The 21,990-nt window shown below is 69.0% G+C and carries 26 protein-coding genes; 6 read left to right on the forward strand and 20 right to left on the reverse strand.

Annotated features, from left to right (window positions below; genetic code table 11):
* The 3 genes from ABDW21_RS02250 to ABDW21_RS02260 all read left to right on the forward strand — a co-directional run.
* Positions 1-147, forward strand: a 147-nt coding sequence (locus ABDW21_RS02250; RefSeq protein ID WP_343710020.1) for a transcriptional repressor, incomplete at its 5' end; no start/stop codon positions are given.
* Between the two features lie 96 nt (positions 148-243).
* Positions 244-801, forward strand: coding sequence for a hypothetical protein (locus tag ABDW21_RS02255; RefSeq protein ID WP_343600483.1), 558 nt, complete (start codon positions 244-246; stop codon positions 799-801).
* A gap of 143 nt (positions 802-944) precedes the next feature.
* Positions 945-2,237, forward strand: coding sequence for a PE-PPE domain-containing protein (locus tag ABDW21_RS02260; protein WP_343600484.1), 1,293 nt, complete (start codon positions 945-947; stop codon positions 2,235-2,237).
* Here ABDW21_RS02260 and ABDW21_RS02265 read toward each other — a convergent pair.
* The 3 genes from ABDW21_RS02265 to recO are packed head-to-tail and all read right to left on the reverse strand — an operon-like array spanning position 2,234 to position 4,279.
* Complete coding sequence (locus ABDW21_RS02265) at positions 2,234-2,656, reverse strand: hypothetical protein (RefSeq protein WP_343600485.1); 423 nt, start codon at positions 2,654-2,656, stop codon at positions 2,234-2,236. The genes ABDW21_RS02260 and ABDW21_RS02265 overlap by 4 nt on opposite strands.
* Positions 2,656-3,537: a decaprenyl diphosphate synthase gene (locus tag ABDW21_RS02270; protein WP_343600486.1), complete on the reverse strand. Its 882-nt coding sequence runs from the start codon at positions 3,535-3,537 to the stop codon at positions 2,656-2,658. Before ABDW21_RS02270 ends, ABDW21_RS02265 begins: the two co-directional genes overlap by 1 nt.
* A complete protein-coding gene (gene recO / locus ABDW21_RS02275; protein WP_343600487.1) occupies positions 3,512-4,279 on the reverse strand; it encodes a DNA repair protein RecO in 768 nt (255 codons plus the stop codon). Before recO ends, ABDW21_RS02270 begins: the two co-directional genes overlap by 26 nt.
* Before the next feature lie 62 nt (positions 4,280-4,341).
* On the opposite strand from recO, the gene ABDW21_RS02280 reads away from it, so the two are divergent.
* Positions 4,342-5,799 carry an amidase gene (locus ABDW21_RS02280; RefSeq protein ID WP_343600488.1) on the forward strand — a complete coding sequence of 486 codons (1,458 nt, stop codon included), beginning with the start codon at positions 4,342-4,344 and terminating at the stop codon, positions 5,797-5,799.
* Position 5,800: 1 nt separating this feature from the next.
* On the opposite strand, the gene era is transcribed toward ABDW21_RS02280, so the two are convergent.
* The 9 genes from era to hrcA form a co-directional block, all read right to left on the reverse strand.
* Positions 5,801-6,697 carry a GTPase Era gene (gene era, locus ABDW21_RS02285; RefSeq protein ID WP_343600489.1) on the reverse strand — a complete coding sequence of 299 codons (897 nt, stop codon included), beginning with the start codon at positions 6,695-6,697 and terminating at the stop codon, positions 5,801-5,803.
* A gap of 76 nt (positions 6,698-6,773) precedes the next feature.
* Positions 6,774-7,037: a cytidine deaminase gene (locus tag ABDW21_RS02290; protein WP_343600495.1), complete on the reverse strand. Its 264-nt coding sequence runs from the start codon at positions 7,035-7,037 to the stop codon at positions 6,774-6,776.
* A gap of 49 nt (positions 7,038-7,086) precedes the next feature.
* Positions 7,087-8,388, reverse strand: coding sequence for a hemolysin family protein (locus ABDW21_RS02295; protein ID WP_343600490.1), 1,302 nt, complete (start codon positions 8,386-8,388; stop codon positions 7,087-7,089).
* The gene (ybeY, locus tag ABDW21_RS02300) at positions 8,385-8,918 is read right to left on the reverse strand and encodes an rRNA maturation RNase YbeY (protein WP_343600491.1); all 534 of its coding nucleotides are present in this window, start codon (positions 8,916-8,918) and stop codon (positions 8,385-8,387) included. The genes ABDW21_RS02295 and ybeY overlap by 4 nt, the downstream gene beginning before the upstream one ends.
* Before the next feature lie 7 nt (positions 8,919-8,925).
* On the reverse strand, positions 8,926-9,969 hold the full coding sequence (locus ABDW21_RS02305) for a PhoH family protein (RefSeq protein ID WP_343600492.1): 1,044 nt from the start codon (positions 9,967-9,969) through the stop codon (positions 8,926-8,928).
* An 80-nt stretch (positions 9,970-10,049) separates the two neighbouring features.
* Complete coding sequence (locus tag ABDW21_RS02310) at positions 10,050-10,229, reverse strand: hypothetical protein (protein ID WP_343600493.1); 180 nt, start codon at positions 10,227-10,229, stop codon at positions 10,050-10,052.
* Positions 10,230-10,482: 253 nt separating this feature from the next.
* Complete coding sequence (locus tag ABDW21_RS02315; protein ID WP_343710018.1) at positions 10,483-11,232, reverse strand: 16S rRNA (uracil(1498)-N(3))-methyltransferase; 750 nt, start codon at positions 11,230-11,232, stop codon at positions 10,483-10,485.
* A 15-nt stretch (positions 11,233-11,247) separates the two neighbouring features.
* A complete protein-coding gene (gene dnaJ, locus ABDW21_RS02320) occupies positions 11,248-12,399 on the reverse strand; it encodes a molecular chaperone DnaJ (RefSeq protein ID WP_343602358.1) in 1,152 nt (383 codons plus the stop codon).
* A gap of 101 nt (positions 12,400-12,500) precedes the next feature.
* Entirely contained in the window at positions 12,501-13,532 is a 1,032-nt protein-coding gene (hrcA, locus tag ABDW21_RS02325) for a heat-inducible transcriptional repressor HrcA (RefSeq protein ID WP_343602357.1), read from the reverse strand.
* A 125-nt stretch (positions 13,533-13,657) separates the two neighbouring features.
* Between hrcA and ABDW21_RS02330 the strand changes: the two genes are divergently transcribed.
* Positions 13,658-13,969 carry a type II toxin-antitoxin system VapB family antitoxin gene (locus ABDW21_RS02330; protein WP_343602362.1) on the forward strand — a complete coding sequence of 104 codons (312 nt, stop codon included), beginning with the start codon at positions 13,658-13,660 and terminating at the stop codon, positions 13,967-13,969.
* A 147-nt stretch (positions 13,970-14,116) separates the two neighbouring features.
* Here ABDW21_RS02330 and hemW read toward each other — a convergent pair whose 3' ends face one another.
* The 8 genes from hemW to ABDW21_RS02370 all read right to left on the reverse strand — a co-directional run bounded on the left by hemW (position 14,117) and on the right by ABDW21_RS02370 (position 21,284).
* Entirely contained in the window at positions 14,117-15,289 is a 1,173-nt protein-coding gene (hemW, locus tag ABDW21_RS02335; RefSeq protein ID WP_343602356.1) for a radical SAM family heme chaperone HemW, read from the reverse strand.
* A 50-nt stretch (positions 15,290-15,339) separates the two neighbouring features.
* Positions 15,340-15,660 (reverse strand): transglycosylase family protein, encoded by a 321-nt coding sequence (locus tag ABDW21_RS02340; RefSeq protein WP_343602361.1) that lies wholly within the window; start codon positions 15,658-15,660, stop codon positions 15,340-15,342.
* A gap of 80 nt (positions 15,661-15,740) precedes the next feature.
* On the reverse strand, positions 15,741-16,292 hold the full coding sequence (locus ABDW21_RS02345; RefSeq protein WP_343602355.1) for an Mce protein: 552 nt from the start codon (positions 16,290-16,292) through the stop codon (positions 15,741-15,743).
* Between the two features lie 652 nt (positions 16,293-16,944).
* Positions 16,945-18,024: a TOBE-like domain-containing protein gene (locus tag ABDW21_RS02350; RefSeq protein ID WP_343602353.1), complete on the reverse strand. Its 1,080-nt coding sequence runs from the start codon at positions 18,022-18,024 to the stop codon at positions 16,945-16,947.
* On the reverse strand, positions 18,021-18,836 hold the full coding sequence (cysW, locus tag ABDW21_RS02355) for a sulfate ABC transporter permease subunit CysW (protein WP_343602352.1): 816 nt from the start codon (positions 18,834-18,836) through the stop codon (positions 18,021-18,023). The genes ABDW21_RS02350 and cysW overlap by 4 nt, the downstream gene beginning before the upstream one ends.
* 49 nt (positions 18,837-18,885) lie before the next feature.
* On the reverse strand, positions 18,886-19,707 hold the full coding sequence (gene cysT, locus ABDW21_RS02360) for a sulfate ABC transporter permease subunit CysT (protein WP_343602351.1): 822 nt from the start codon (positions 19,705-19,707) through the stop codon (positions 18,886-18,888).
* Positions 19,704-20,750 (reverse strand): sulfate ABC transporter substrate-binding protein, encoded by a 1,047-nt coding sequence (locus tag ABDW21_RS02365; RefSeq protein WP_343602349.1) that lies wholly within the window; start codon positions 20,748-20,750, stop codon positions 19,704-19,706. The genes cysT and ABDW21_RS02365 overlap by 4 nt, the downstream gene beginning before the upstream one ends.
* A gap of 330 nt (positions 20,751-21,080) precedes the next feature.
* Positions 21,081-21,284 (reverse strand): hypothetical protein, encoded by a 204-nt coding sequence (locus ABDW21_RS02370; RefSeq protein ID WP_343602347.1) that lies wholly within the window; start codon positions 21,282-21,284, stop codon positions 21,081-21,083.
* Between the two features lie 111 nt (positions 21,285-21,395).
* Here ABDW21_RS02370 and ABDW21_RS02375 point away from each other — a divergent pair, with 111 nt between their 5' ends.
* Positions 21,396-21,983, forward strand: coding sequence for a metallopeptidase (locus ABDW21_RS02375; protein WP_343602345.1), 588 nt, complete (start codon positions 21,396-21,398; stop codon positions 21,981-21,983).
* Positions 21,984-21,990 lie beyond the last annotated feature (7 nt).

Raw genomic sequence — 21,990 nt, forward strand, 5'->3', positions numbered from 1 at the left:
CACCTGGTGTGCCGCAACTGCGGCACCACCGTCGAGGTGGGCGGCCGCCAAGTCGAGACCTGGGCCGCCAAAGTCGCCGCCGAGCACGGGTTCTCCGATGTCGGCCACACCATCGAAATCTTCGGCACCTGCGCACAGTGCCAGTAAAATACGCCGACGAACCGCGCCGGTGACAGTGCTACGACGCGGCCGCCCCGGTTCCGCCAACTGCAGCCGGACAGCATCAAAGATGAGGAAATCGACATGACCACGACCCACCGGATCACACGCCCAGTCGGCCGCAAATGGGTTGCCGGTATCGGCATCACCGTGGGCGGTGCAGTCGCGGCCGCCGCACTCGCGACGATCAGCGGCTTCCCTGCCCACGCCGACGCCGACACCTACAGCGATCTACTCAACGGCGCCTCCACAGAGGCTACCGACGCATTGGACTATGTCCACGCGGCCGGAGAAAACTCGGTTCAGGCCGACTCGCCCGAGATATTGTTCTTCACCGGCGAACAATCATTCTTCCAGGAATTATCCTCGCATCTTGTCGACGGGGCCGAACCCCTCCAGGACATGTTGAAGCCGGTGGAACAAACCAGCCCCGGGGTGCTCGCCGCCGACCAGGAGCTGCTCACCGCCTACACCGACTTGGCCAACGCCGATAAAACCCTGGCCGCCGACCCCGGCTCCCTGACGAACCAACTCGATGTGCTCACCGTCGACCTCACCCAGATAATCCCAGCCGGAATCGAACAAAACGTCACCGACATCGCTGCCATCTTCGCCGGTGTCTTCGGCGTTCCCCTGCCCTGACCAGGCACCACAGCCACCTCGCTTCGGACATCCGACACGCCGTTACCAGGGCGTGTCGGATCGGCTGACGCTCCCAGCTGTCGCCGTCGTGGCGCGCGCAGGATATGTTGAGCCCTGGTCTGCAGCACCTCGGGGAGACTTCTATGACACACCGCAACCACCGTCGGCTCGGCGTCGCACTGCTGGCAACCGCCGGCGCCGCGTTCCTGGCCGCGACCTCGGCGACGACGGCAGCGCTCGCGCACGGTGACGACGGCGGCCTGGCGTTCATCATGGGCGGCACGTTGAACCCGCAACCCGACCCCAGCTACGTCACGGCCATCAACGACGCCTACATCCAGCCCAACCCCGCGTTCACGGGCTACACCCCGTTCGGCCTCTACACCCCCGAGGGCGTCAACATCCCCGGCATCAACGGCCTGACCCTCTCGGAGTCGGTCACCCAGGGCGAGATCATCCTGAACAACGCGATTCTGGGTCGGCCCGCGGGCGCTGACACCCTGGCGTTCGGCTACTCCCAGAGCGCGGCGATCGTCACCCTGGAAATGAACGCGCTGGACGCCCTGCCCGCCGACGAGCGGCCCAGCCCCAGCGACCTGTCCTTCATGATGATCGGCGACCTGGACAACCCCGACGGCGGCCTCTTCGAACGCTTCGCGCTGAACATCCCGATCGTGGGTATCCCGTTCTACGGGCCGACCCCGCCGGACACGCCCTATCCCACCGACATCTACAGCGGCCAGTACGACGGGGTCGCCGACTTCCCGCAGTACCCGGCCAACCTGCTGGCCGACCTGAACGCCGTGCTCGGCGCCGATTATGTGCACACCTCGTACCCCAAGCTCACCGCCGCCGAGGTCAAAGACGCGGTGCCGCTGGCAACGTCGCCGGGATACTACGAGGACGGCGGCGTCACGCACTACTTCATGATCCCGACCCAGAACCTGCCGCTGCTGGAACCGCTGCGGGCGATTCCGCTCGTCGGCAATCCGCTGGCCGCGCTGCTGCAGCCGGACCTGACCGTGCTGGTTAACTTGGGCTACAACCCCAACGGGTACGCCAACGTGCCCACCCCGGCGCAGCTGTTGCCCGGCTTCGCCCCGTTTCAGGACCTTTTGAAGCTGGCCCAGCCGCTGCTCAACGGGCTCGGCGTCTACCTGCCGCAGTACCCCAGCGTCCCCGGCCCGGACTTCAACCTGCTGGTCATACTTGCGCAGCTGGCCACCGGCGCCGTCCAGGGAGTGCAGGACTTCCTGGTGCAGATCGGGCTGCTGCCCTCGACCGACCTGGCCACCACCTACCCCGCGGTGAACTCGGTGGCCGAGGTGGCCGCCGTCGCCGACGTCGCCGGGGCGGCGTCGCCGGCCGCAGCGTCCGAGCTGGTGGACCCGTCGTGGCTGACCTCGCTGGCGGACGTGGTCGGATCGGCGTTCTAGCCGCAGCCGATCAGCGCGCGGCGGATCTCGGCACCCGTGTCGAGCACCATCAAGATCAGGGTGCGCAGCGCGTCGTCGGTCAGGCCGGCGCCGGGAAAGTTATAGCGCAGCATCACGTCCGCGGTTTTGCCGGAGTTGCGTCCCGACGTCCCGGCGCCGGGCTTCTCCACCAGCGCCACCGCCCCGATCAGGCTGGTGCGCGCCTGGTCGGCGACCAGGTCGCGAATCTTCTTGCTCAGCGGCAGATCCCACGCCAGGATTTGGGTGAGCGACACCAGGTCGAGGTCCTCGACGATGGTCACCACCCGCAGCGAGACGAACGTGTCGTCATGACGCACCATCAGCGAGCCGTCGGGCTCCGTCTGCACCGGCAGCACCTCGCCGAGCACCGACGCCAGCCGATCCTGCAACGACGGCATCACGCCGTCCCGAACCGTCGGTGCCGCGACGCGTACTCCGCGCAGGCCGACCACAGGTCGCGGCGGTCGCAGTCGGGCCACAGCTTCTCGGAGAAGATGTACTCCGCGTAGGCCGCCTGCCACAGCATGAAGTTGCTGGACCGCTGCTCGCCCGAGGTGCGCAGGAACAGGTCGACGTCGGGGATGTCGGGACGGTACAGGTGCCGGGCCACGGTCGCCTCGCCGACCCGGTCGGGGTCCAGTGTGCCCGCCGCTGCTTTGCGGGCGATACTCCTTGCCGCTTCAGCGATTTCGGTGCGGCCGCCGTAGTTGACGCAGTAGTTCACCGTGATGACGTCGTTGCCCGCCGTCATCTGCTCGGCGATCTCGAGTTCCTTGATGACACTGCGCCACAGGCGTTGCCGGGCACCCACCCACCGGATCCGCACCCCCATCGCGTTGAGGCTGTCCCGTCGCCGGCGCACCACGTCGCGGTTGAACCCCATCAGGAAGCGCACTTCGTCGGCCGAGCGTTTCCAGTTCTCGGTGGAAAAAGCGTACAGGCTGAGCCATTTGATACCGAGTTCTATTGCACCGCAGGCGATATCGATCACAACAGCCTCGCCCATCTTGTGCCCCTCGGTGCGGGGAAGCCCGCGCTGGGTCGCCCAGCGCCCGTTGCCGTCCATCACGATGGCGACATGGGCGGGCAGCTGGTCGGCCGGTATCCGCGGCGCGGCCGCTTTCGACGGGTGCTGCGGTGGACGGCGCGGACCGCCGCCGGGCGACGGCGGCAGCTCGGGGAAGACCGCCGGCCACGTCGACGTGTCGGGAAACGTCGGGTAGTCGCGCGGCGCCGGGGCCGGCTGCCGAAAGTCAGCCGACTTGCGGGTGCGCACCATGGGCCACCTCCTGCCTGCGCTCGACCAACGGCAGCGTCCGCAGCTGGCGCTCCAGATGCCACTGCAGGTGGGCGGCCACCAACCCGCTGGCGCGGCTGCGGGCCGACACCGGTGCGGCCTCCGCGGCCGCCCAGTCGCCGTCGCGCAACGCCGACATCAACTCCAGCACACCCAGCGGCGGTGTCGTCGCACCGGCCGGGCGGCAGTACGCGCACACGCTGCCGCCGGCGGCGACATGAAACGCGCGGTGCGGACCGGGGTTGGCGCAGCGGGCGCACTCGGTCAGCGCCGGCGCCCAGCCGGCGATGGTCATGGCGCGCAACAGATACGCGTCCAGCACCAGCTCGCGGGGCCGCTGCCCGTCGGCCACCGCCCGCAACGCGGCCACCGTGAGCCGATGCAGCTCCGGGGCCGGCGCCCGCTCCTCACCGGCGAGGCGTTCGGCGGTTTCCAGCATCGCGCACGCGCAGGTGTAGCGGCCGTAGTCGCTGACGATGTCGGTGGCGAACGCGTCGATCGCGACGACCTGGGTGACGATGTCGAGGTTGCGGCCCGGGTGCAGCTGCACGTCGACGTGGGCGAACGGCTCCAGCCGCGCGCCGAAGCGGCTGCGGGTGCGGCGCACCCCCTTGGCCACCGCGCGGACCAGCCCGTGCTCGCGGGTCAGAAGGGTGACGATCCGGTCGGCTTCGCCGAGCTTGTGCTGGCGCAGCACCACCGCCCGGTCCCGGTACAGCCGCATGACATCAGTGTGGCATCACGCCGCGACATCACCTTTCATGCGCGCCGATAGGCTCGTGACCGATGACTGAATCTCCCGCATCATCTCCCGCATCTCGCTTCCCCACCCTGACCGACCAGCTCTACCAGCTGGCCAGCGGCGAGGTGACGTCGCAGCAGCTGGTCCGCCGCTCGCTGCACGCCATCGACCTCAGCCAGTCCACGCTGAACGCCTTCCGGGTGGTGCTCACCGAGTCGGCGCTGGCCGACGCCGCCGAGGCCGACCGCCGCCGGGCCGCCGGGCAGGAGGCGCCGCTGTTGGGAATCCCGATCGCCGTCAAAGACGACGTCGACGTCGCCGGAGTGCCAACGGCGTTCGGCACGTCCGGGCCGGTCAGGCCCGCCGCCGCCGACTGCGAGCTGGTGCGCCGGCTGAAGGCCGCCGGGGCGGTGATCGTCGGCAAGACCAACGCCTGCGAGCTGGGGCAGTGGCCGTTCACCAGCGGGCCCGGGTTCGGGCACACCCGCAACCCGTGGTCACGCAAACACACACCGGGCGGGTCGTCGGGCGGCAGCGCGGCAGCGGTGGCCGCCGGCCTGGTCGCGGCCGCGATCGGCTCGGACGGGGCCGGCAGCGTCCGCATCCCGGCAGCCTGGACCCATCTGGTGGGCATCAAGCCGCAACGCGGCCGCATCTCGACCTGGCCGTTGCCGGAGGCGTTCAACGGCATCACCGTCAACGGCGTGCTGGCCCGCACCGTCGCCGATGCCGCCCTGGTGCTCGACGCCGTCTCCGGCAACGCCGACGGCGACCGGCACAAACCCCCGCCGGTGACGGTGTCCGACCACGTCGGCGCCGCACCCGGGCCGCTGACGATCGCGATGTCGACCCGGTTTCCGTTCACCGCGTTCCGCGCCCGGCTGCACCCGGAGATCAGGGCGGCGCTGGAGGCGGTGGCCGAACAGCTTCGGCTGCTCGGCCACACCGTGGTGCCGGGCAACCCGGACTACGGGCTGCGGTTGTCGTGGAACTTCCTGGCCCGGTCCACTTCCGGCCTGGTGGACTGGGCGGACCGGCTGGGCGACGACGTCGATTGGGATCCGCGCACGCTGTCCAACATGCGGATGGGGCGAGTGCTCGCGCAGTCGCCACTGAAGGCCGCCCGCGCGCACGAGGCCGCCGACCAGCGCCGGGTGGGGTCGATCTTTTCCATCGTCGACGTGGTGCTGGCGCCGACGACCGCCCAGCCGCCGCCGCTGCTGCACACCTTCGACCAGCTGGGCGGCCTGGCCACCGACCGCACGATGATCGCAGCCTGCCCGGTCACCTGGCCGTGGAACCTGCTGGGCTGGCCCTCGATCAACGTCCCGGCGGGCTTCACCTCGCAGGGCCTGCCGATCGGGGTGCAGCTGATGGGGCCGGCCAACAGCGAACCCCTGCTGGTGTCGCTGGCCGCCGAACTGGAGGGGGTCAGCGGCTGGGCGGCCAAGCAGCCCGAGATCTGGTGGAACACCCGCACCGACACGCGGCCGGCTCGATAGCTCAAAAGCCCAGGCGGTCAAGCTGTTTGGGGTCTCGCTGCCAGTTCTTGGCGACCTTGACCCTCAGGTCGAGGTACACCTTGGCGCCCAGTAACTGCTCGATCTGGCTGCGCGCGGCGGTGCCCACCTCGCGCAGCCGGGCGCCGTTGCGGCCGATCACAATGCCCTTCTGGCTGTCACGCTCGACGTAGAGGACGGCGTGAACGTCGATCAGGTCGTCGCGCCCCTCGCGCGGGCTGACCTCGTCGATCACCACCGCCAGCGAATGCGGCAGCTCGTCGCGCACCCCTTCCAGCGCCGCCTCGCGGATGAACTCGGCCATCAGCACCTCCTCGGGCTCGTCAGTCAGCTCGCCGTCGGGATAGAGCGCGGGCCCGGGCGGCAGCGCCGCGGCGAGCACAGCGGTCAGCACGTCGATCTGCTCCCCGGTGACCGCCGACACCGGGACGACCTCCGCGTCGGGTGCCAATTCGCTGACAGCGACAAGCTGTGTCGCCAGGTGGTCCTTGCGCACCGTGTCGATTTTGGTGACGACGACCACCAGTGTCGTGGTGGGCGCGACGGAGCGGATCTGGCCCACGATCCAGGTGTCCCCCGGGCCGATCTTCTCGTCGGCGGGGATGCACAGCCCGATGACGTCGACCCCGCTGTAGGCGTCGCGGACCACGTCGCCCAGCCGTTGACCCAGCAGAGTGCGCGGCCGGTGCAGCCCCGGCGTGTCGACCAGGACGATCTGGGCGTTCTCCCGATTTACCATGCCGCGAATCGCGTGCCGAGTGGTCTGGGGCCGATTCGAGGTGATCGCCACCTTGGCGCCGACCATTGCGTTGGTCAGGGTCGACTTCCCGGTATTGGGGCGGCCGACCAAACACACGAAGCCGGAACGGAATTCGGTCATATGCGTCGGGTCGCCGAACGTGAAACTGTTGCGAGATTTCCGGTGATTTTTCGCAATGGGTTCACGCTCGGCGCGGTCACAGGGGGCGGCCTGCCACGTCGGTCACGATGACGGCCGCCGTCGGAGCGAGCTCGCGGACGGCGGCGATCCCGGCGTCGTCGGCGGAGCCGGCCACCAGCACCGCCGCCTCCAACCCGGCCGCGCCGCTGGACACCGCCGCCGCCACCGCCGTCTGGAGGGCAGTCAACTGCAGCGCCGCCAAACCCACCGGGGCTCCGGCGTAGGTGCGCCCGTCGACGTCCCGAACGGCCGCGCCGCTCGTGGCGTCGGCGCGGGCCATCGCCGAACGCGCCAGCACCACCAGCTTGGCGTCCTCGTCGTCGAGTTGCTCAGCCGGCACGAGTGGCCTCCTTGTGCCCGCCGGCGGCGACGCGGCTCAAAAGGACCGTGCCGATGCGCAGCCGCCCGCGTTGGTCGGGGCCACCCTCCGCGTGCAACAACAACCCGTGCGAGATCACCTCGGCGCCGGGCAGCGGAACCCGGCCCAGTTCCAGCGCCAGCAGGCCGCCCACGGTGTCGACGTCGAAGTCCTTGTCGAATTCCACGCCGCACAGTTCGCCGGCGTGCTCAATCGGGAGCCGCGCCGACACCCGAAACCTGCCGTCGCCCAGATCCTCGACCGGGGCCACCTCCGCTTCGTCGTACTCGTCGGCGATCTCGCCGACGATCTCCTCCAACACGTCCTCGATGGTCACCAGCCCCGCGATCGCGCCGTACTCGTCGACCAGCAGCGCCATGTGGTAGCGGTCGCGCTGCATTTCCGCCAGCAGCGCGTCCAGCGGTTTGGAGTCCGGCACGAACACGGGCGGCCGCATCACCTGCACCACCGTGGTGTCGCGACCACCGTTGACAGAGTAATACGTCTGCTGCACAAGGTCTTTCAGGTATACCACGCCGACGACGTCGTCGACGTTGTCACCGATCACCGGGATGCGGGAATGCCCGCTGCGCACCGCCAGCGAGGTCGCCTGGCCGGCCGATTTGTCACGCTCGATCCAGATCATCTCGGTGCGCGGCACCATCACCTCACGAGCCGGGGTGTCGCCGAGTTCGAAGACCGACTGGATCATCCGGCGCTCGTCTGGAGCCACCACGCCCCGCTGCTGCGCCAGGTCCACCATTTCGCGTAGCTCGATCTCGGACGCGAACGGCCCGTTGCGAAATCCGCGACCCGGCGTCAGCGCGTTGCCGACGACCACGAGCAGCCGGCTGATCGGCATCAACAACCACGAAATGAGCTGCAGCGGAAAGGCCGCCGCCAACGAGATGGAGTAGGCGTGTTGGCGGCCGAGGGTGCGTGGACCCACGCCGACCACGACGAAGCTGCTCACCACCATGATCGCTGCGGTGACGTAACGCCCCCACTCCCATCCGAGTTCGCCGTGCAGGAAAGCCACCAGGCACACCGTCGCGCTGATCTCGCAGGTGATCCGCAGCAGCACAACCAAGTTGATGTAGCGGGGCCGTTCGGCCACCAGCGCTGCCAGCCGCACCGCGCCGGGCCGCTCATCGCGCACCAACTCCTGCACCCTGGCCGTCGACACCGTGTTGATGGCAGCGTCGACCGCCGCGAACAACCCGCCCAGACATACCAGCACGATCGCGCACAGCAGCGGAATGAAGCTGCTCAATTGTCGAAAAACCTTGACTTGTCGAGCAATCGGCGGTCTTTCTCGCTCTGCCGGTCCTGCCGGTAGACCTCGACCTGATCGGCGACCCAATCTTCGAGCAGCCGTCGCTGCAGGGCGAACATCTCCTTTTCCTCGTCCGGCTCGGCGTGGTCGTAGCCCAGCAGGTGCAGCACACCGTGGATGGTCAGCAGCGCCAGCTCGTGGCCCAGGCTGTGCCCCGCCGCGGTGGCCTGCTCGGCGGCGAATTCCGGGCACAGCACGATGTCGCCGAGCATCGCCGGCCCGGGCTCGGGGGCGTCGGGGCGGCCGCCCGGTTCTAGCTCGTCGATCGGGAAGCTCATCACGTCGGTCGGTCCGGGCAGATCCATCCAGCGCATGTGCAGGTCGGCCATTGCGGCGATGTCCAGCAACACCATCGACAGCTCGGCAGCCGGGTTGACGTCCATCTCGGCGAGGACGAACCTTGCGACGCTGATCAATTCGGCTTCGGAGACGTCGACGCCCGACTCGTTGGCGACCTCGATACTCATGGCGCGCTCACCGGCGATGACGGACACCCGACGCCCGCCGACCGGCCCGGTTCATGGCCAGCCCGGGCTCGGTGTATCGGGCCTCGTGTCGCTCATAGGCGTCCACGATCTCGGACACCAGCCGATGGCGCACCACGTCCACGCTGGTGAGCTCCGCAAAGTGGATGTCGTCGATGCCCTCCAGGATCTCGACGACGGCACGCAGCCCGGAACGTGCGCCGCCCGGCAGGTCGATCTGCGTAACATCGCCGGTGACAACGACTTTCGACCCGAAGCCAAGCCGAGTCAGGAACATCTTCATCTGCTCGACGGTGGTGTTCTGCGCCTCGTCGAGAATGATGAAGGCGTCGTTGAGGGTGCGCCCCCGCATATACGCCAGCGGCGCGACCTCGATCACACCCGACGCCATCAGCTTGGGGATCAGCTCGGGATCCATCATGTCGTAGAGCGCGTCGTAGAGCGGGCGCAGATACGGGTCGATCTTCTCGCTCAGCGTGCCGGGCAGAAAACCAAGGCGCTCACCGGCTTCCACCGCGGGCCGGGTCAAGATGATCCGGTTGACCTGTTTGGTCTGCAGCGCGTTGACGGCTTTGGCCATCGCCAGATACGTCTTGCCGGTGCCGGCCGGGCCGATGCCGAAGACGATCGTGTTGGCGTCGATGGCGTCGACGTAGTGCTTCTGGTTGAGCGTCTTGGGCCGGATCGTCTTGCCGCGCCGCGACAAGATGTCGAGGGTGAGCACCTCGGCCGGTGATTCGTTGCCGGTGCCGACAATCATGGCCACACTGTGGCGCACCGACTCGGATGTCAGAGGCTGCCCGCTGGCCACGATGGCGATCAGTTCGGAGAGCACCCGTTCGCCCAGTGCGACGTCGCCGGGCTCGCCCGAGAGGGTGACGGCGTTGCCGCGAACATGCACGTCGGCGGCCAGCACGCCCTCGAGGGTGCGCAGGTTTTCGTCAGCGGAACCCAACAGACCCACCACGAGGTCGGGCGGAACGTCGATGCTGCAGCGAACAGGATCGGCAGCGTTGGTCTCGCGGGGCGTCACGTGGTCTCTGGTGCCTGCTTTCTGAGTGCTCGGGCGACGGTGTTCGGAGGCTCAGTCTACCGCCGGGTGGAGTTTCACGGTCAACGCTGCGGCACGATGTTCGCCGGCAGCTGCTGATCGAGTACTTTCTGCGCCTGTGCCGTGCCGGTGATCGGCAGCGTGGCGTCGTCGAGCAGACCGATTTGGGCCGGCAACGACGCCTGGTCCCGGTAGATCCGCTCGTAGGCGACTTTGCCGGCCTGGATACCCGTGACCACCACGACCGCGAGCAGGACCGCCCGTCCGGTCGGCGCAGACGGTGCGGCAGACGGGGATGATCGCGGTGTCGTCGAGCCAGTGCCCGATCCTTCCGACGCGTCACGTCGAGATTGGCATGCTGGCTACCGTCGCGAGCAGGAATTGCTTGCGGTACCGCAGTGAGATTGCGCGCAGGGTTGTGGATCACCGCTGTGGATCAACAGCCTTGGGCGCAATCTCAACGACGCTTGGCCGCCGGGGCGCGCTCGCGACCGGTCACGCGTCCCACCGCGGCGTCAGCACCCCCAGCGCGCCCAGCGCGACCGCCGCCGCGCTGGACGTGCGCAGCACGGTTGGACCCAGCCGGACCGCGACCGCGCCGGCGTCGGCCAACAAAGCAAGCTCGTCCTCGGCGACACCACCTTCCGGGCCGACGATCAGCATCAGCGACTTCGCTTGCGGCTCAGCGATATCCGCCAGTTGATCGGTCGCCGACTCGTGCAGGGCCAAGGCCACGGCGCCGGCTGCCGACTCGCTGCGGATCAGCTGCGCGAGGCCCGGCGTCGATACCACGCCGTCGACGCCGGGGATGTGCGCGCGACGGGATTGCGCCGCCGCCGCCCGTGCGGCCGCCCGCCAGCGGCGCAGCCCCTTCTCGGCGCGGGGGGCGTCGTCCCAGCGCGCCACGCAACGCGCCGCCTGCCAGGCCACGAACGCGTCGGCTCCGGCCTCGGTGGCCAGCTCGATCGCCAACTCGGAACGCTCGGCTTTGGGCAGCGCCTGCACCACGGTCACCGGCGGCTGTACGGGTGCGACGCTCCAGCGGTCCAGCACCCGGGCCCGCACCCCGGCGCGGCTGGCCTGCTCGGCGACGGCGCGGGCGAGCCCGCCCGCGCCGTCGCCGAGCGTCACCTGCTCCCCGGGGCGGATGCGCCGAACGGTCGCGGCGTGGAAGCCGTCGTCACCGCCGACGACGGCGAGCCCGCCGGGATCGGGCAGCGCGTCGACGTAGAACAAGCCGGCCACCGCAACGAGGGCCCGTCAGCGCCCGGTGAACGTCTCGCGTAACCGACTGAACAGCCCGCCCGCGGCGGCTGCCGCGTGCGTCGAGCGGACCTCGGCAACGTCGCGGGTGCGGCGCTTCTTCAATTCCCGCAACAACTCGGCGTCGCGGTGGTCGAGCCGCTCCGGCACCACCACCTCGACGTGCACGTGCAGGTCGCCGCGCACCCCGGAGCGCAGGTGCGGCATGCCGTGGCCGCGCATCGTGACCACCGAACCGGGTTGGGTTCCGGGCGGAACCGTGATCTCGACGAGCCCGTCGAGGATCGCCTCCACCGTCACCGTGGTGCCCAGGGCCGCGTCGACCATCGGCACCGAAATCGTGCAGTGCAGGTCGTCGCCGTCGCGGACGAAGAAGTCGTGTGGTTGTTCGTGCACCTCGACGTACAGGTCGCCGGCCGGCCCACCGCCCGGCCCGACCTCGCCCTGCGCGGCCAGCCGGACACGCATGCCGTCTCCGACGCCGGCCGGGATCTTCACGCTGATGTCCCGGCGGGCACGCACCCGGCCGTCGCCGCCGCACTGGTAACAGGGGTCGGGGATGACCTCGCCGACGCCGCGGCACACCGGGCACGGCCGCGACGTCATCACCTGGCCCAGCAGCGAGCGCTGCACGGTTTGCACCTCGCCGCGGCCACCGCACGTGTCGCAGGCCACCGGGGTGGACGTGCCGTTCGTGCCCCGGCCCTGGCAGCGGTCGCACAGCACCGCGGTGTCGACGGTGACCTGCTTGGTGACGCCGCTGGCGCACTCGGCAAGATCCAGCCGCATCCGCAGCAGCGAATCCGAGCCGGGCCGCACCCGGCCGACCGGACCCCGTGACCCCGAGCCGCCGCCGAAACCGCCGCCGAAGAATGCCTCGAACACGTCGCCGAGACCACCGAAGCCGGGAAACCCGTTGGCCGACGCAGCGCCTTCCAGCGGGTCCCCGCCCAGGTCGACGATGCGGCGCTTCTCCGGGTCGGACAGCACCTCGTAAGCGGCGCTGATCTCCGCGAACTTCGCCTGCGCCGCCTCGTCGGGGTTGACGTCGGGATGCAGCTCGCGCGCCAGCTTGCGGTAGGCGCGTTTGATCTCTGCCTCGCTGGCGTTCTTGCCCACACCGAGCAGCCCGTAGTAGTCGCGTGCCACGCCTGACCTTTCTTATGCCTCTTGCGCCGCGGTCTGCGGGCGTGCCTCTTGCGCCGCGGTCTGCGGGCGTGCCTCTTGCGCCGCGCTCTGCGGGTGCGCGGTCATCGGGCACCCAGCACTTCGCCGATGTACACCGCAACCGCAGCGACGCTGGCGATAGTTCCCGGATAGTCCATCCGGGTGGGGCCCAGCACACCCATACCGCCGTAGACGGTGTCGCTGGTGCCGTACACGGTCGACACCACCGACGTGCCCGCCATCTGCTCGGCCTGGGTCTCGTGCCCGATACGCACCGTCACCTTGCCCGCCTCCTGCTGGGCGGCCAGCAGCCGCAGCACCACGACCTGCTCCTCGAGCGCTTCCAGGATCGACCGCAGCGAACCGCCGAAGTCGGCGGTGTTGCGGGTCAGGTTAGCAGTGCCGCCCAACAGCAGCCGCTCCTCGCTGTGCTCGACCAGCGACTCCAGCAGCACCGTCGCTGAGCGGCCCACGGCGTCGGACAGGCTGGTGCACGCGTCGAAATGTCCGGCGAGTTCGGCGACCGCGACCGACGCGGCCGACAGCTTCTTGCCCTCCAGCGCCTGGCCGAGCATCTCGCGCAGCTGGGAAAGCTGATGGTCGTCGATGACGTCGCCGAGTTCGACGATGCGCTGGTCCACCCGGCCGGAGTCGGTGATGACCACCATCAGCAGCCGCGCCGGGGTCAGCGCGATCACCTCCAGGTGCCGGACCGTCGACGTCGACAGCGTCGGATATTGCACGACGGCCACCTGACGGGTCAGCTGGGCCAGCAGCCGCACCGCGCGGCGCAGCACGTCGTCGAGATCGACGCCGGACTCCAGGAAGCGCTGGATGGCCCGCCGTTCGGCCGCCGACAGCGGCTTGACGTCGTCGAGCCGGTCGACGAACTCGCGATATCCCTTCTCGGTGGGCACCCGCCCGGAGCTGGTGTGCGGCTGGGCGATGTAGCCCTCGGCCTCCAGCACCGCCATGTCGTTGCGCACCGTGGCCGGCGAGACGCCGAGGTTGTGACGCTCGACCAGTAACTTCGAGCCGATCGGCTCTTTGGTGGCGACGAAGTCGGCGACGATGGCGCGCAGCACCTCGAAGCGCCGCTCGTCAGCACTTCCCATCCGGTCCACCTCCCTGGCCGGGTCCAGTTTACGGGGATCGGCAGACACACCACCGGCGTTGGCGCGCTAACCTTGGCAACCATGCTCACGCCGGGCACCCACGACGCACCGGGGACGGTCGGCCGCTGATTTTCAAGGGCGTCCGCGACGGCAAGCCGTATCCCGAGCACGGCCTGTCCTATCGCGACTGGTCGCAGATCCCGCCTCGGCAGATCCGGCTCGACGAGTTGGTCACCACCACGACGGTGCTGGCGCTGGATCGGTTGCTGTCGGAGGATTCGACGTTCTACGGCGACCTGTTCCCGCACGCGGTGAAATGGAAGGGCGTCCTCTACCTCGAGGACGGGCTGCACCGGGCGGTGCGCGCCGCGCTGCGCAACCGGACCGTACTGCACGCGCGGCTGCTGGATATGGACGCGGTGGCCTACCAGGCGTAGCCGCGGGTGGTCACGCGTTGGCGCACCATCGACGTCACACCGGCGGCCGCGGCTTCGCTGGCGGCCACGGCTGCTAACCCGGCTACATCGATATCCGGCGGCGGCGGCGCCCGGCCGTGCGACGACGCCGGGAAAGCACCCGCGTCGTCACCCCAGCAGCGTGCACACCACGCCGTCAGCAAGCAACCGACCCCGGTCGGTCAGCACCAGCCGGTCGCCGTCGCACCTCAGCACGCCGTCGTCGACGGCGACCTCGGCGCGCCGGCGTTCGGCCGCGTCGAGCATGCTCACCGCCAGCCCTCGGCGTAGCCGGAGGCCCAGCATGACGTCCTCGGTGTGACGTTGGTCGGACCCCAGCTGTTCGCAGCCGGCCACAGGAAGCGCGCCGGCCGCCAACATCTGGGCATAGGTGTTGGGGTGCTTGACATTCCACCAGCGCGTCGCGCCGACGAAGCTGTGCGCTCCCGGGCCGGCTCCCCACCAGTGACCGCCGTCCCAGTAGCCGAGGTTGTGCCGGCACGACCCCCCGGGGCGGCACCAGTTGGACACCTCGTACCAGTCGAATCCCGCCGCGCGCAGCCGCGCGTCGACGAGCTCGTAGCGTTGCGCCAGCATGTCGTCGTCGGGAACGGTCAGGTCTCCGCTGCGAATCCGGCGCGCCAAAGCGGTGCCTACTTCGACGATCAGCGCATACGCCGACACGTGGTCGACGCCGGCCCCGATCGCCGCGTCCACCGAGCGGCACACGTCGTCGTCGGACTCGCCCGGGGTGCCGTAGATCAAGTCGAGGTTGACGTGCTCGAAACCGGCGGCCAGCGCCTCAGCGGCCGCGGCTGCCGAACGGCCCGGCGAGTGCACCCGGTCCAGGGTGGCCAGCACCCGCGGCGCCACCGACTGCATGCCCAGCGAGATCCGGGTGTAGCCCGCCGAACGCAGCGCCTCGAACAGCTCGGGCCACGTCGACTCGGGGTTGGCTTCGCAGGTGACTTCGGCGCCGGCCGCCAGCACGAACTCTTGTCGCACCATGTCCAGCAACGCGGCCAGTCGCTCGCCACCCAACAGCGACGGCGTCCCCCCGCCGACGAACACCGTGTGCACCGTCGGCCCGCCCAGACGCGCGGCAGCCAGCTCCAGCTCCGACCGCAGCACCTGCAGCCACCGGTCGGGATTGACGCCGCCCAGCTCGGCCGGGGTGTAGGTGTTGAAGTCGCAATACCCACAGCGGGTCAAGCAGAACGGCACGTGCACGTACACCCCGAACGTGCCGCCGGGTTCGAGCCGCAGCTCGGGCAGCACGGCCGGCGCGGTAACCCCCGCCATGACCACGGATCATCCCACGGGCGCCCGGTCAAGTCCCGCCCAACCGGTCGTCAGGCGTGATCGGTCAGGAAGGTCAGGAAGTTGGTCAGCGACCCGACCGGGGCCTCGCCATCGCCCCGCGACGCGCACGTCGGCCACGCGCCGGGTCCCTGGGTCGACATGATCTGATTGCCCACGGCTATCTGCTGCTCCGGGGACGCCTGGAAGGGATAACCCTGCCCGCCGTTGGCGAGCCACGTCGCCTCGGTGATCTGCAGGCCGCCGTAGTCACCGTTGCCGGTGTCGGCCGCCCAGTTGCCCCCGGATTCGCATTGCGCGATCGCCTCCCAGTTGATCGGGTCCGCCGTCGCGACATCGCTCGCCACGCCCATCGCCGCGAGCACGACCCCTGCCGCGAGCGGGACCCTTGCCGCGATCGGGACCCCTGCCGCCGCCACACCAACACCGCGTCTCATACCACTTCCACCTTGCTGGCCAGCCACTGGCCGTCGACCTTTTCCATGGTCATCCTGAGTCGGCTGCGGTCCACGTGGGGGTTGGAGTCGGACGAGTTGTTCACCGCCTGGGTGACCGCCAGCAACACCACGACTTTGTCCGGCGTGACGGACTTGGCCGCCGCGTCTACGACAGTCCCGCGCGCGCTCGCCTGGTTGTCGATCAGAATCTGGCGCAGCTGCCCGGCGGACTTGGCGTGCAGGTTCTTGAACTCGCCCGTCGCGCCGTTGGCGATGTCCGCGAAGTTCTTGTCGATGGTGCCGGCGTCGATGTTGGACAGCGTCAGAGCGTAGCGCGTGGCCGCGTCGATCGCCTGCGCGGCGGCGACTTCCTCGCGGTGGTGCTCGATGTGCAGCCAGCCGAGGTATGCCCCCGTCGTCGCCAGGACAGCGATCAGCGCCGCGACAGCGAGCCGACGGATGCGGCGGCCGCGCGGCCTGCCGCCGCTGGCCTCCGTCTTGCGCTCGTCGCGCTCGTCGCCCGAGGTGGGATGTGCGGGAGAATCCAACTCGATCACCTGTCTTTTCGCGCTGTGTTCCCACGGACCGGCGCCGTGAGCTCGCGCATATTTTCCTCCCCGCGGGCGACGAGCCCGGGGAACGACACGCTGTACCGGGCGACGGGCTTGGTGACCTACGCGCGCCGCAGCCAGTTCGGCATCGCCCGGTGATCCCCCGGTGATCCCCCGGTGATCCCCCGGTGGGGAACACGCCGCTCAGCGATGGTCGTGCTGGCACGTTCGTCGGGGATTGTCGTCGTACGCCGGGTCCGCCCGCCGAACGTGAAGCCATTGCGAAAATCGGGGCCGAATCTCGCAACAGTTTCACGTTCGGTGAGCGTGGGGTGGGCACGGTTGGACCTCACGTCGCACTGGTCACATCTGCCTCGTCAGTCCGCGCGGGAGAACCGGTGTCGTGGTGACCGCCTCATGGTGAGCGACAAGTGATCCGTGTGGCTTCTGCGTGGCTTCTGTGACCTGGTGTCGACCGGTCCCGCCGGATGACCCCCGACGGCCTTACCCGCGACACCACTTGGCGATGGCGACAGGCCGGCCGACCGGTGGCAGGCACCCGGGACCGCGAGCTCCCTGGTGCTGCCCGGTTCGTCCCCACCAGCCGGCCACTCGCACTGCTCACTGACGCTGATCGGCCAGGGCGTGATCAACGTCCCCGCGTCGTCGGCTCCGGCGACATCTGCGTGACGGCTGTCGGTGCGTTGACTTCGCCGGTCATCGGCGGCACCTGGGTGGCCCGCACGTAGACGGTGTCCCCCTCGCGCAAGGCCAGCGCCGCAGCGTCACCGCGGGTGATCTGGGCGGTGAACGACCCGCGGGTGGCCGCGCTGGTCAGCTCCACCCGCACCTCGAAGCCCAGCACCACCACCCGCTCGACGGTGGCGCGCAGCACACCGGTGGACTGCGCGGTCACGTCGCCGGCGGCGGTCGCCATCTCCGGCGTACGGCCCACCCGGATGTCGTGCGGACGGACCAGGGTTCCGTTCAACGAGGACACCGCGCCCAGGAACGACATCACGAAAGCGTTCGCGGGTGTGTCGTAAACATCTGTCGGAGAACCGATTTGCTCGATACGTCCCTGGTTGAGCACGGCGATCCGGTCCGCCACGTCCAGCGCTTCGGCCTGGTCGTGGGTGACCAGCAGGGTGGTGACGTGCACCTCGTCGTGCAACCGGCGCAGCCAGGCCCGCAGCTCCTCGCGCACCTTGGCGTCCAACGCGCCGAACGGCTCGTCGAGCAGCAGCACCTGGGGATCCACCGCCAGCGCGCGGGCCAGCGCCATCCGTTGGCGCTGGCCTCCGGAGAGCTGGTTGGGGTAGCGGTTCTGAAAACCGCTCAACCCCATCACCTCCAGCAGGTTGTCGACCTTCGCGGCGATCTCGGGCTTGGGACGGCGGCGGATCTTCAGCCCGAACGCGACATTGTCGCGCACGGTCAGGTGTTTGAACGCCGCGTAGTGCTGGAACACGAAGCCGATGCCGCGCCGTTGCGGCGGCACCCGGGTGACGTCGCGGCCGTAGATCGTCACGGAGCCGGTGTCTGGCTCATCCAGGCCCGCGATCGCCCGAAGCAGCGTGGACTTGCCCGAGCCGCTGGGCCCCAGCAACGCCGTCAACGAGCCTGCCGGCACCGAGAAGTCGACGTTGTCCAGCGCGACGAAATCCCCGTAGCGCTTGTTGGCGCCGGTCACGATAATCGCCTCAGACTCAATCTGCCTCGGTCTCATACCACCTCCTTGTGCGGCCGCCGCGCGTCGAGCGCCACCTGCACGACCAAAACCACCATTGATACCGCCATCAGCAGCGTCGACAGCGCATACGCGCCGTACTCGTCGCCGCGGTTGTAGCGGTCGGAGACCAGCAGCGTCAACGTCTGCGAGGTGCCCGGCAGGTTCGACGACACGATCAGCACCGCGCCGTACTCACCGAGAGTGCGCGCGATGGTCAGCACGATGCCGTACGTCAGGCCCCACCGAATCGACGGCAGCGTTATGCGCCAAAACGTTTGCCACCCTGACGAACCCAGCGTCGCCGCCGCCTCCTCCTGATCGGTTCCCAGCTCGTGCAGCACCGGTTCGACCTCGCGGACCACGAACGGCAGGGTGACGAAAATGCTCGCCAGCACGATACCCGGCAGGCCGAAGATGATCTTGAGTCCGAAGTCTTTCTCCACGAATCCCAGGGCGCCGCCCGATCCCCAGAGCACAACCAGTGCCACCCCGACGATGACGGGGGAGACCGCGAACGGCAGGTCGACGATCGCCTGCAGCACGCCTTTTCCGCGGAACCGGTTGCGCGCCAACATCAACGCCGTCGGAATACCGAAGATCACGTTCAGCGGCACCACGATCGCCACCACCAGCAGCGACAGGTTCAGCGCCGACACCGCTGCCGGGGTGCTCACGTAGGCGAAGAACTGGCGCAGCCCGGGCGAGAACGTCCGCCACACGATGAGCGTCACCGGGACCGCGAGCAGAGCGAAGACATATCCCAGCGCGACCCAGCGGATGAGATAGCGCACTCGCGGCGCGGTCGTCATGCGCCGCTCCTCCTCATCGCTTCGCTCTGCATCGTCGCCGGCGCGGTCGTCATGCGGACAGCTCCTCGCGCTTGGCCACCCGCGATCCGAACGTGCGCAGGACGAACAGAACCATGAACGAGATAGCCAGCAACACAACCGAAATCGCTGCGGCCCCGGTGCGGTCGTCGTTTTCGATCAAGGTGCGGATCCACTGTGAGGACACTTCGGTCCTGCCCGGCACCGCCCCACCAATCAGCACCACCGACCCGAACTCGCCGATGGCTCGTGAAAAAGACAGGCCGGCACCGGACAACAAGGCCGGCGTCAGCGACGGCAGCACCACGGCGGTGAAGATCGTCGCGTTGTCGGCACCCAGCGACGCGGCCGCTTCTTCGGCCTCGCGGTCGATTTCGAGCAGCACCGGCTGCACGGCGCGCACCACGAAGGGCAGCGTGACGAAGGCCAACGCCACCGCGACACCCCACGCGGTGTGTTGCAGATGCAGGCCGACGGGGCTGTCGGGCCCGTAGAGGGCCAGCATCACCAGGCTGGCGACAATGGTCGGCAACGCGAACGGCAGATCGATGATCGTGTCCATCAGCCGCTTGCCGGCGAAATCGTCGCGCACCAGCACCCAGGCGACCATCAGGCCGAACACCAGGTTGAGCACGGTGATGCCCGCCGAAATCGTCAGCGTCACCCGCAGCGACTCCAGCGCCGCGCGCGAGGTCACCGCCAGCCAGAACGCCCGCCAGCCGCCGCCGACGGCCTGCCACCCGATGGCGGCCAGCGGCAGCAGCACGATCACCGACAGCCAGCTCATCGCGACGCCGACCCGCAGCGACACGGTGCCGCGGCGCGCCTCGGCCGGTGTCAGCACCGCCGTCATCCGGTGGCCTGCATGTAGATCTTGGTGATGCTGCCGGTGTTCTTGTCGAACAGTCGCGTGTCCACGGTGTCCCAGCCGCCCAGGTCGGCGATGGTCCACAGCTTCTGCGGTACCGGGAACCGCCCGCGGACGCCGGCGGCAACGGCCGGGTCCACAGGGCGAAAACCGGCCTGCGCCCACAACTTCTGCGCCTGCGCGGTGTATTGGAAGTTCCTGAACGCGGTAGCCGTCGCCAGCTGGCCGCTGGTGATCACGACCGCCAGCGGGTTCTCGATTTTGAAGGTGTGCGCCGGATTGACATGGGTGACCGGCTTGCCCTGCCGTTCGGTGGCGATGGCCTCGTTCTCGTAGCTGATCAAGACGTCGCCGCTGCCCTGGACGAAGACGTCGGTGGCCTCCCGCCCGGAACCCGGACGCAGTGTGACGTGCCGGCTCACCAACTGGTTGACGAAGTCGATCCCCGCCGCAGGATTCCGGCCGCCGTCGCTCTTGACGGCGTAGGGGGCGAGGAGATTCCATTTCGCCGACCCCGAACTGAGCGGACTGGGTGTGACGACCTCTACCCCGGGCCGCAGTAGGTCCTCCCAGTCATGGATGTTCTTCGGGTTCCCTTGTCGTACAACCAACGTGACAACAGAACTGAAAGGGACGCCTTTGGTGGCGTCTTTGTCCCAGTCCTTGGAAACCTTGCCGGCCTTGACCAGTCGGGTGATGTCGGGTTCGACGGAGAAGTTCACGACGTCGGCGGGCTTGCCGTCGGCGACGCTGCGCGACTGGTCGCTGGAAGCCCCGTAGGAGGTGACGACCTGCACACCTTTGCCTTGCTCGGTGGCGTTGAACGCCGGAATCACCGTGCTCCAGCCCGGTTCTGGAGCCGAGTACGCGACCAGGGTGATGCTGGTGTGGGAGCCGGCCGGCCCGCCCTCGCCGACGACGTCGCTGGCGCCGCCGTGACATGCCGCGACGGAGCCCGCGGTGACGGCGCACGCGGCGACGCGTCGCCACCGCGGCGCACCGCCGGCATCGTTTCGCATGAGGAACATGAGGAACCTTTCCGTGGACGGGCAGAAACGAGATCCCGTCGCTGCGGAAAGGCGATCAATCAGTATCCGCCGAGTTTCACCGGCGCCGACACCAGACCGCGCGCGGGCACGCAGTCAGCGGCGACAGTGCACGTCGGCCACAGCGCAATTCCCCACGGCAATGAGCGCCAGAACATACCGCTCCCGATTGCCGGACGCCGCGTGCATGTGGCGGAGCGTAACAGAATCGGCTGGCGGCCTGCGCGCCTCAGTGCGTCAGCAGCCAGCTGACGAGGACCAGCACCAGCAGCGTGACCAGCACCAGCGTCACCTGCGAGCGCGGCATGCCGGTCACCGCGGGGCCTGGTCGTCGTGGCGCACACGACGCATCAGCCCGATGCCGCGGCCGAGCAGAGCGTCCAGCGCGGCCGCGATGAGGAACGCCAGCGCCAGCACCACCGGCATGACCACCAGGGTCTGCAGCACAAAGCCCAGCCCGGACAACCACAGCTCGACGCCGTCCCACCAGCCCAGGAAGCCGCCCACCGCGCTCACTTTATAACTTCAGCGACCGGGTCGACGGTCCAGACCGGCACCCGCCACGCCGAAAGCGGGCGCACAGGAGCGCAGCAGAGCGAGCCAGGACGTGCACGCTACGGTGGGCTGATGGCGACTGTGACAAATCGTTCGTGGATTCTGACCATGTCGATCGGTGTGGTGATCGCAGCCCTGACCGGGTGCGGTCACAGCGGAACGCCCGGCGCCACCCCGACCACCACGACGTCCCATTCCTCGTGGGAGCGTCCGGACGCCCCGCCCGACCCGCGCACGCTGGTGCGCGCCGGTGCCGCGGCGGTCGGGCAGGTACCCGACAGCACCCTGATCTTCATCGAGAGCGAAACCGACGACACGGGAACCTGGAAAGTCTTGGTGGTCACCCCGGACGGCACCGAGCAGGAGATGAAAATCGGCGTCGACGGCATCACGGTGATGGTCGGGCCGACCCCGACCAACGACAGCGACGCCGACAAGGCCGAACATCGGGCCCTGGTGCACGCCGCGCACCTGGACTACCAGGCCGCCGTGGGCAAGATGCTGGCAGCGGTCCCGAATGGCTCGATCACCAAGCTCAGCCTGGTTGACACCGACAACGTCACCACGTGGCGGGCCGACGTGTGGGACACCTACCTGGTCGACCACATAGTCACGATCAATGCGGCGTCCGGCGACCTGATCTCCAACAACCAGGTGTAGCCCGGCG

Origin of the sequence: Mycobacterium sp. (assembly GCF_039583805.1) — a bacterium.
Lineage (GTDB): Bacteria > Actinomycetota > Actinomycetes > Mycobacteriales > Mycobacteriaceae > Mycobacterium.

What these genes read in the sequence shown, in the direction of transcription:
- cysW (WP_343602352.1), bottom strand. Translation starts at nt 18,836, where the DNA reads ATGACGACCGCGCCGCGAGTGCGCTATCTCATCCGCTGGGTCGCGCTG.
- era (WP_343600489.1), bottom strand. Translation starts at nt 6,697, where the DNA reads ATGACCGAATTCCGTTCCGGCTTCGTGTGTTTGGTCGGCCGCCCCAAT.
- cysT (WP_343602351.1), bottom strand. Translation starts at nt 19,707, where the DNA reads ATGACGGCGGTGCTGACACCGGCCGAGGCGCGCCGCGGCACCGTGTCG.
- hemW (WP_343602356.1), bottom strand. Translation starts at nt 15,289, where the DNA reads ATGGCGGGGGTTACCGCGCCGGCCGTGCTGCCCGAGCTGCGGCTCGAA.
- ABDW21_RS02350 (WP_343602353.1), bottom strand. Translation starts at nt 18,024, where the DNA reads ATGAGACCGAGGCAGATTGAGTCTGAGGCGATTATCGTGACCGGCGCC.
- recO (WP_343600487.1), bottom strand. Translation starts at nt 4,279, where the DNA reads ATGCGGCTGTACCGGGACCGGGCGGTGGTGCTGCGCCAGCACAAGCTC.
- ABDW21_RS02270 (WP_343600486.1), bottom strand. Translation starts at nt 3,537, where the DNA reads ATGGTGCGCACCCGCAAGTCGGCTGACTTTCGGCAGCCGGCCCCGGCG.
- ABDW21_RS02255 (WP_343600483.1), top strand. Translation starts at nt 244, where the DNA reads ATGACCACGACCCACCGGATCACACGCCCAGTCGGCCGCAAATGGGTT.
- ABDW21_RS02290 (WP_343600495.1), bottom strand. Translation starts at nt 7,037, where the DNA reads ATGGCCCGCGCCGACGCCACGAGCGGCGCGGCCGTTCGGGACGTCGAC.
- ABDW21_RS02280 (WP_343600488.1), top strand. Translation starts at nt 4,342, where the DNA reads ATGACTGAATCTCCCGCATCATCTCCCGCATCTCGCTTCCCCACCCTG.
- ABDW21_RS02375 (WP_343602345.1), top strand. Translation starts at nt 21,396, where the DNA reads ATGGCGACTGTGACAAATCGTTCGTGGATTCTGACCATGTCGATCGGT.
- ABDW21_RS02365 (WP_343602349.1), bottom strand. Translation starts at nt 20,750, where the DNA reads ATGTTCCTCATGCGAAACGATGCCGGCGGTGCGCCGCGGTGGCGACGC.
- ABDW21_RS02340 (WP_343602361.1), bottom strand. Translation starts at nt 15,660, where the DNA reads ATGGGCGTGGCGAGCGATGTCGCGACGGCGGACCCGATCAACTGGGAG.
- hrcA (WP_343602357.1), bottom strand. Translation starts at nt 13,532, where the DNA reads ATGGGAAGTGCTGACGAGCGGCGCTTCGAGGTGCTGCGCGCCATCGTC.
- ABDW21_RS02260 (WP_343600484.1), top strand. Translation starts at nt 945, where the DNA reads ATGACACACCGCAACCACCGTCGGCTCGGCGTCGCACTGCTGGCAACC.
- ABDW21_RS02265 (WP_343600485.1), bottom strand. Translation starts at nt 2,656, where the DNA reads ATGCCGTCGTTGCAGGATCGGCTGGCGTCGGTGCTCGGCGAGGTGCTG.
- ybeY (WP_343600491.1), bottom strand. Translation starts at nt 8,918, where the DNA reads ATGAGTATCGAGGTCGCCAACGAGTCGGGCGTCGACGTCTCCGAAGCC.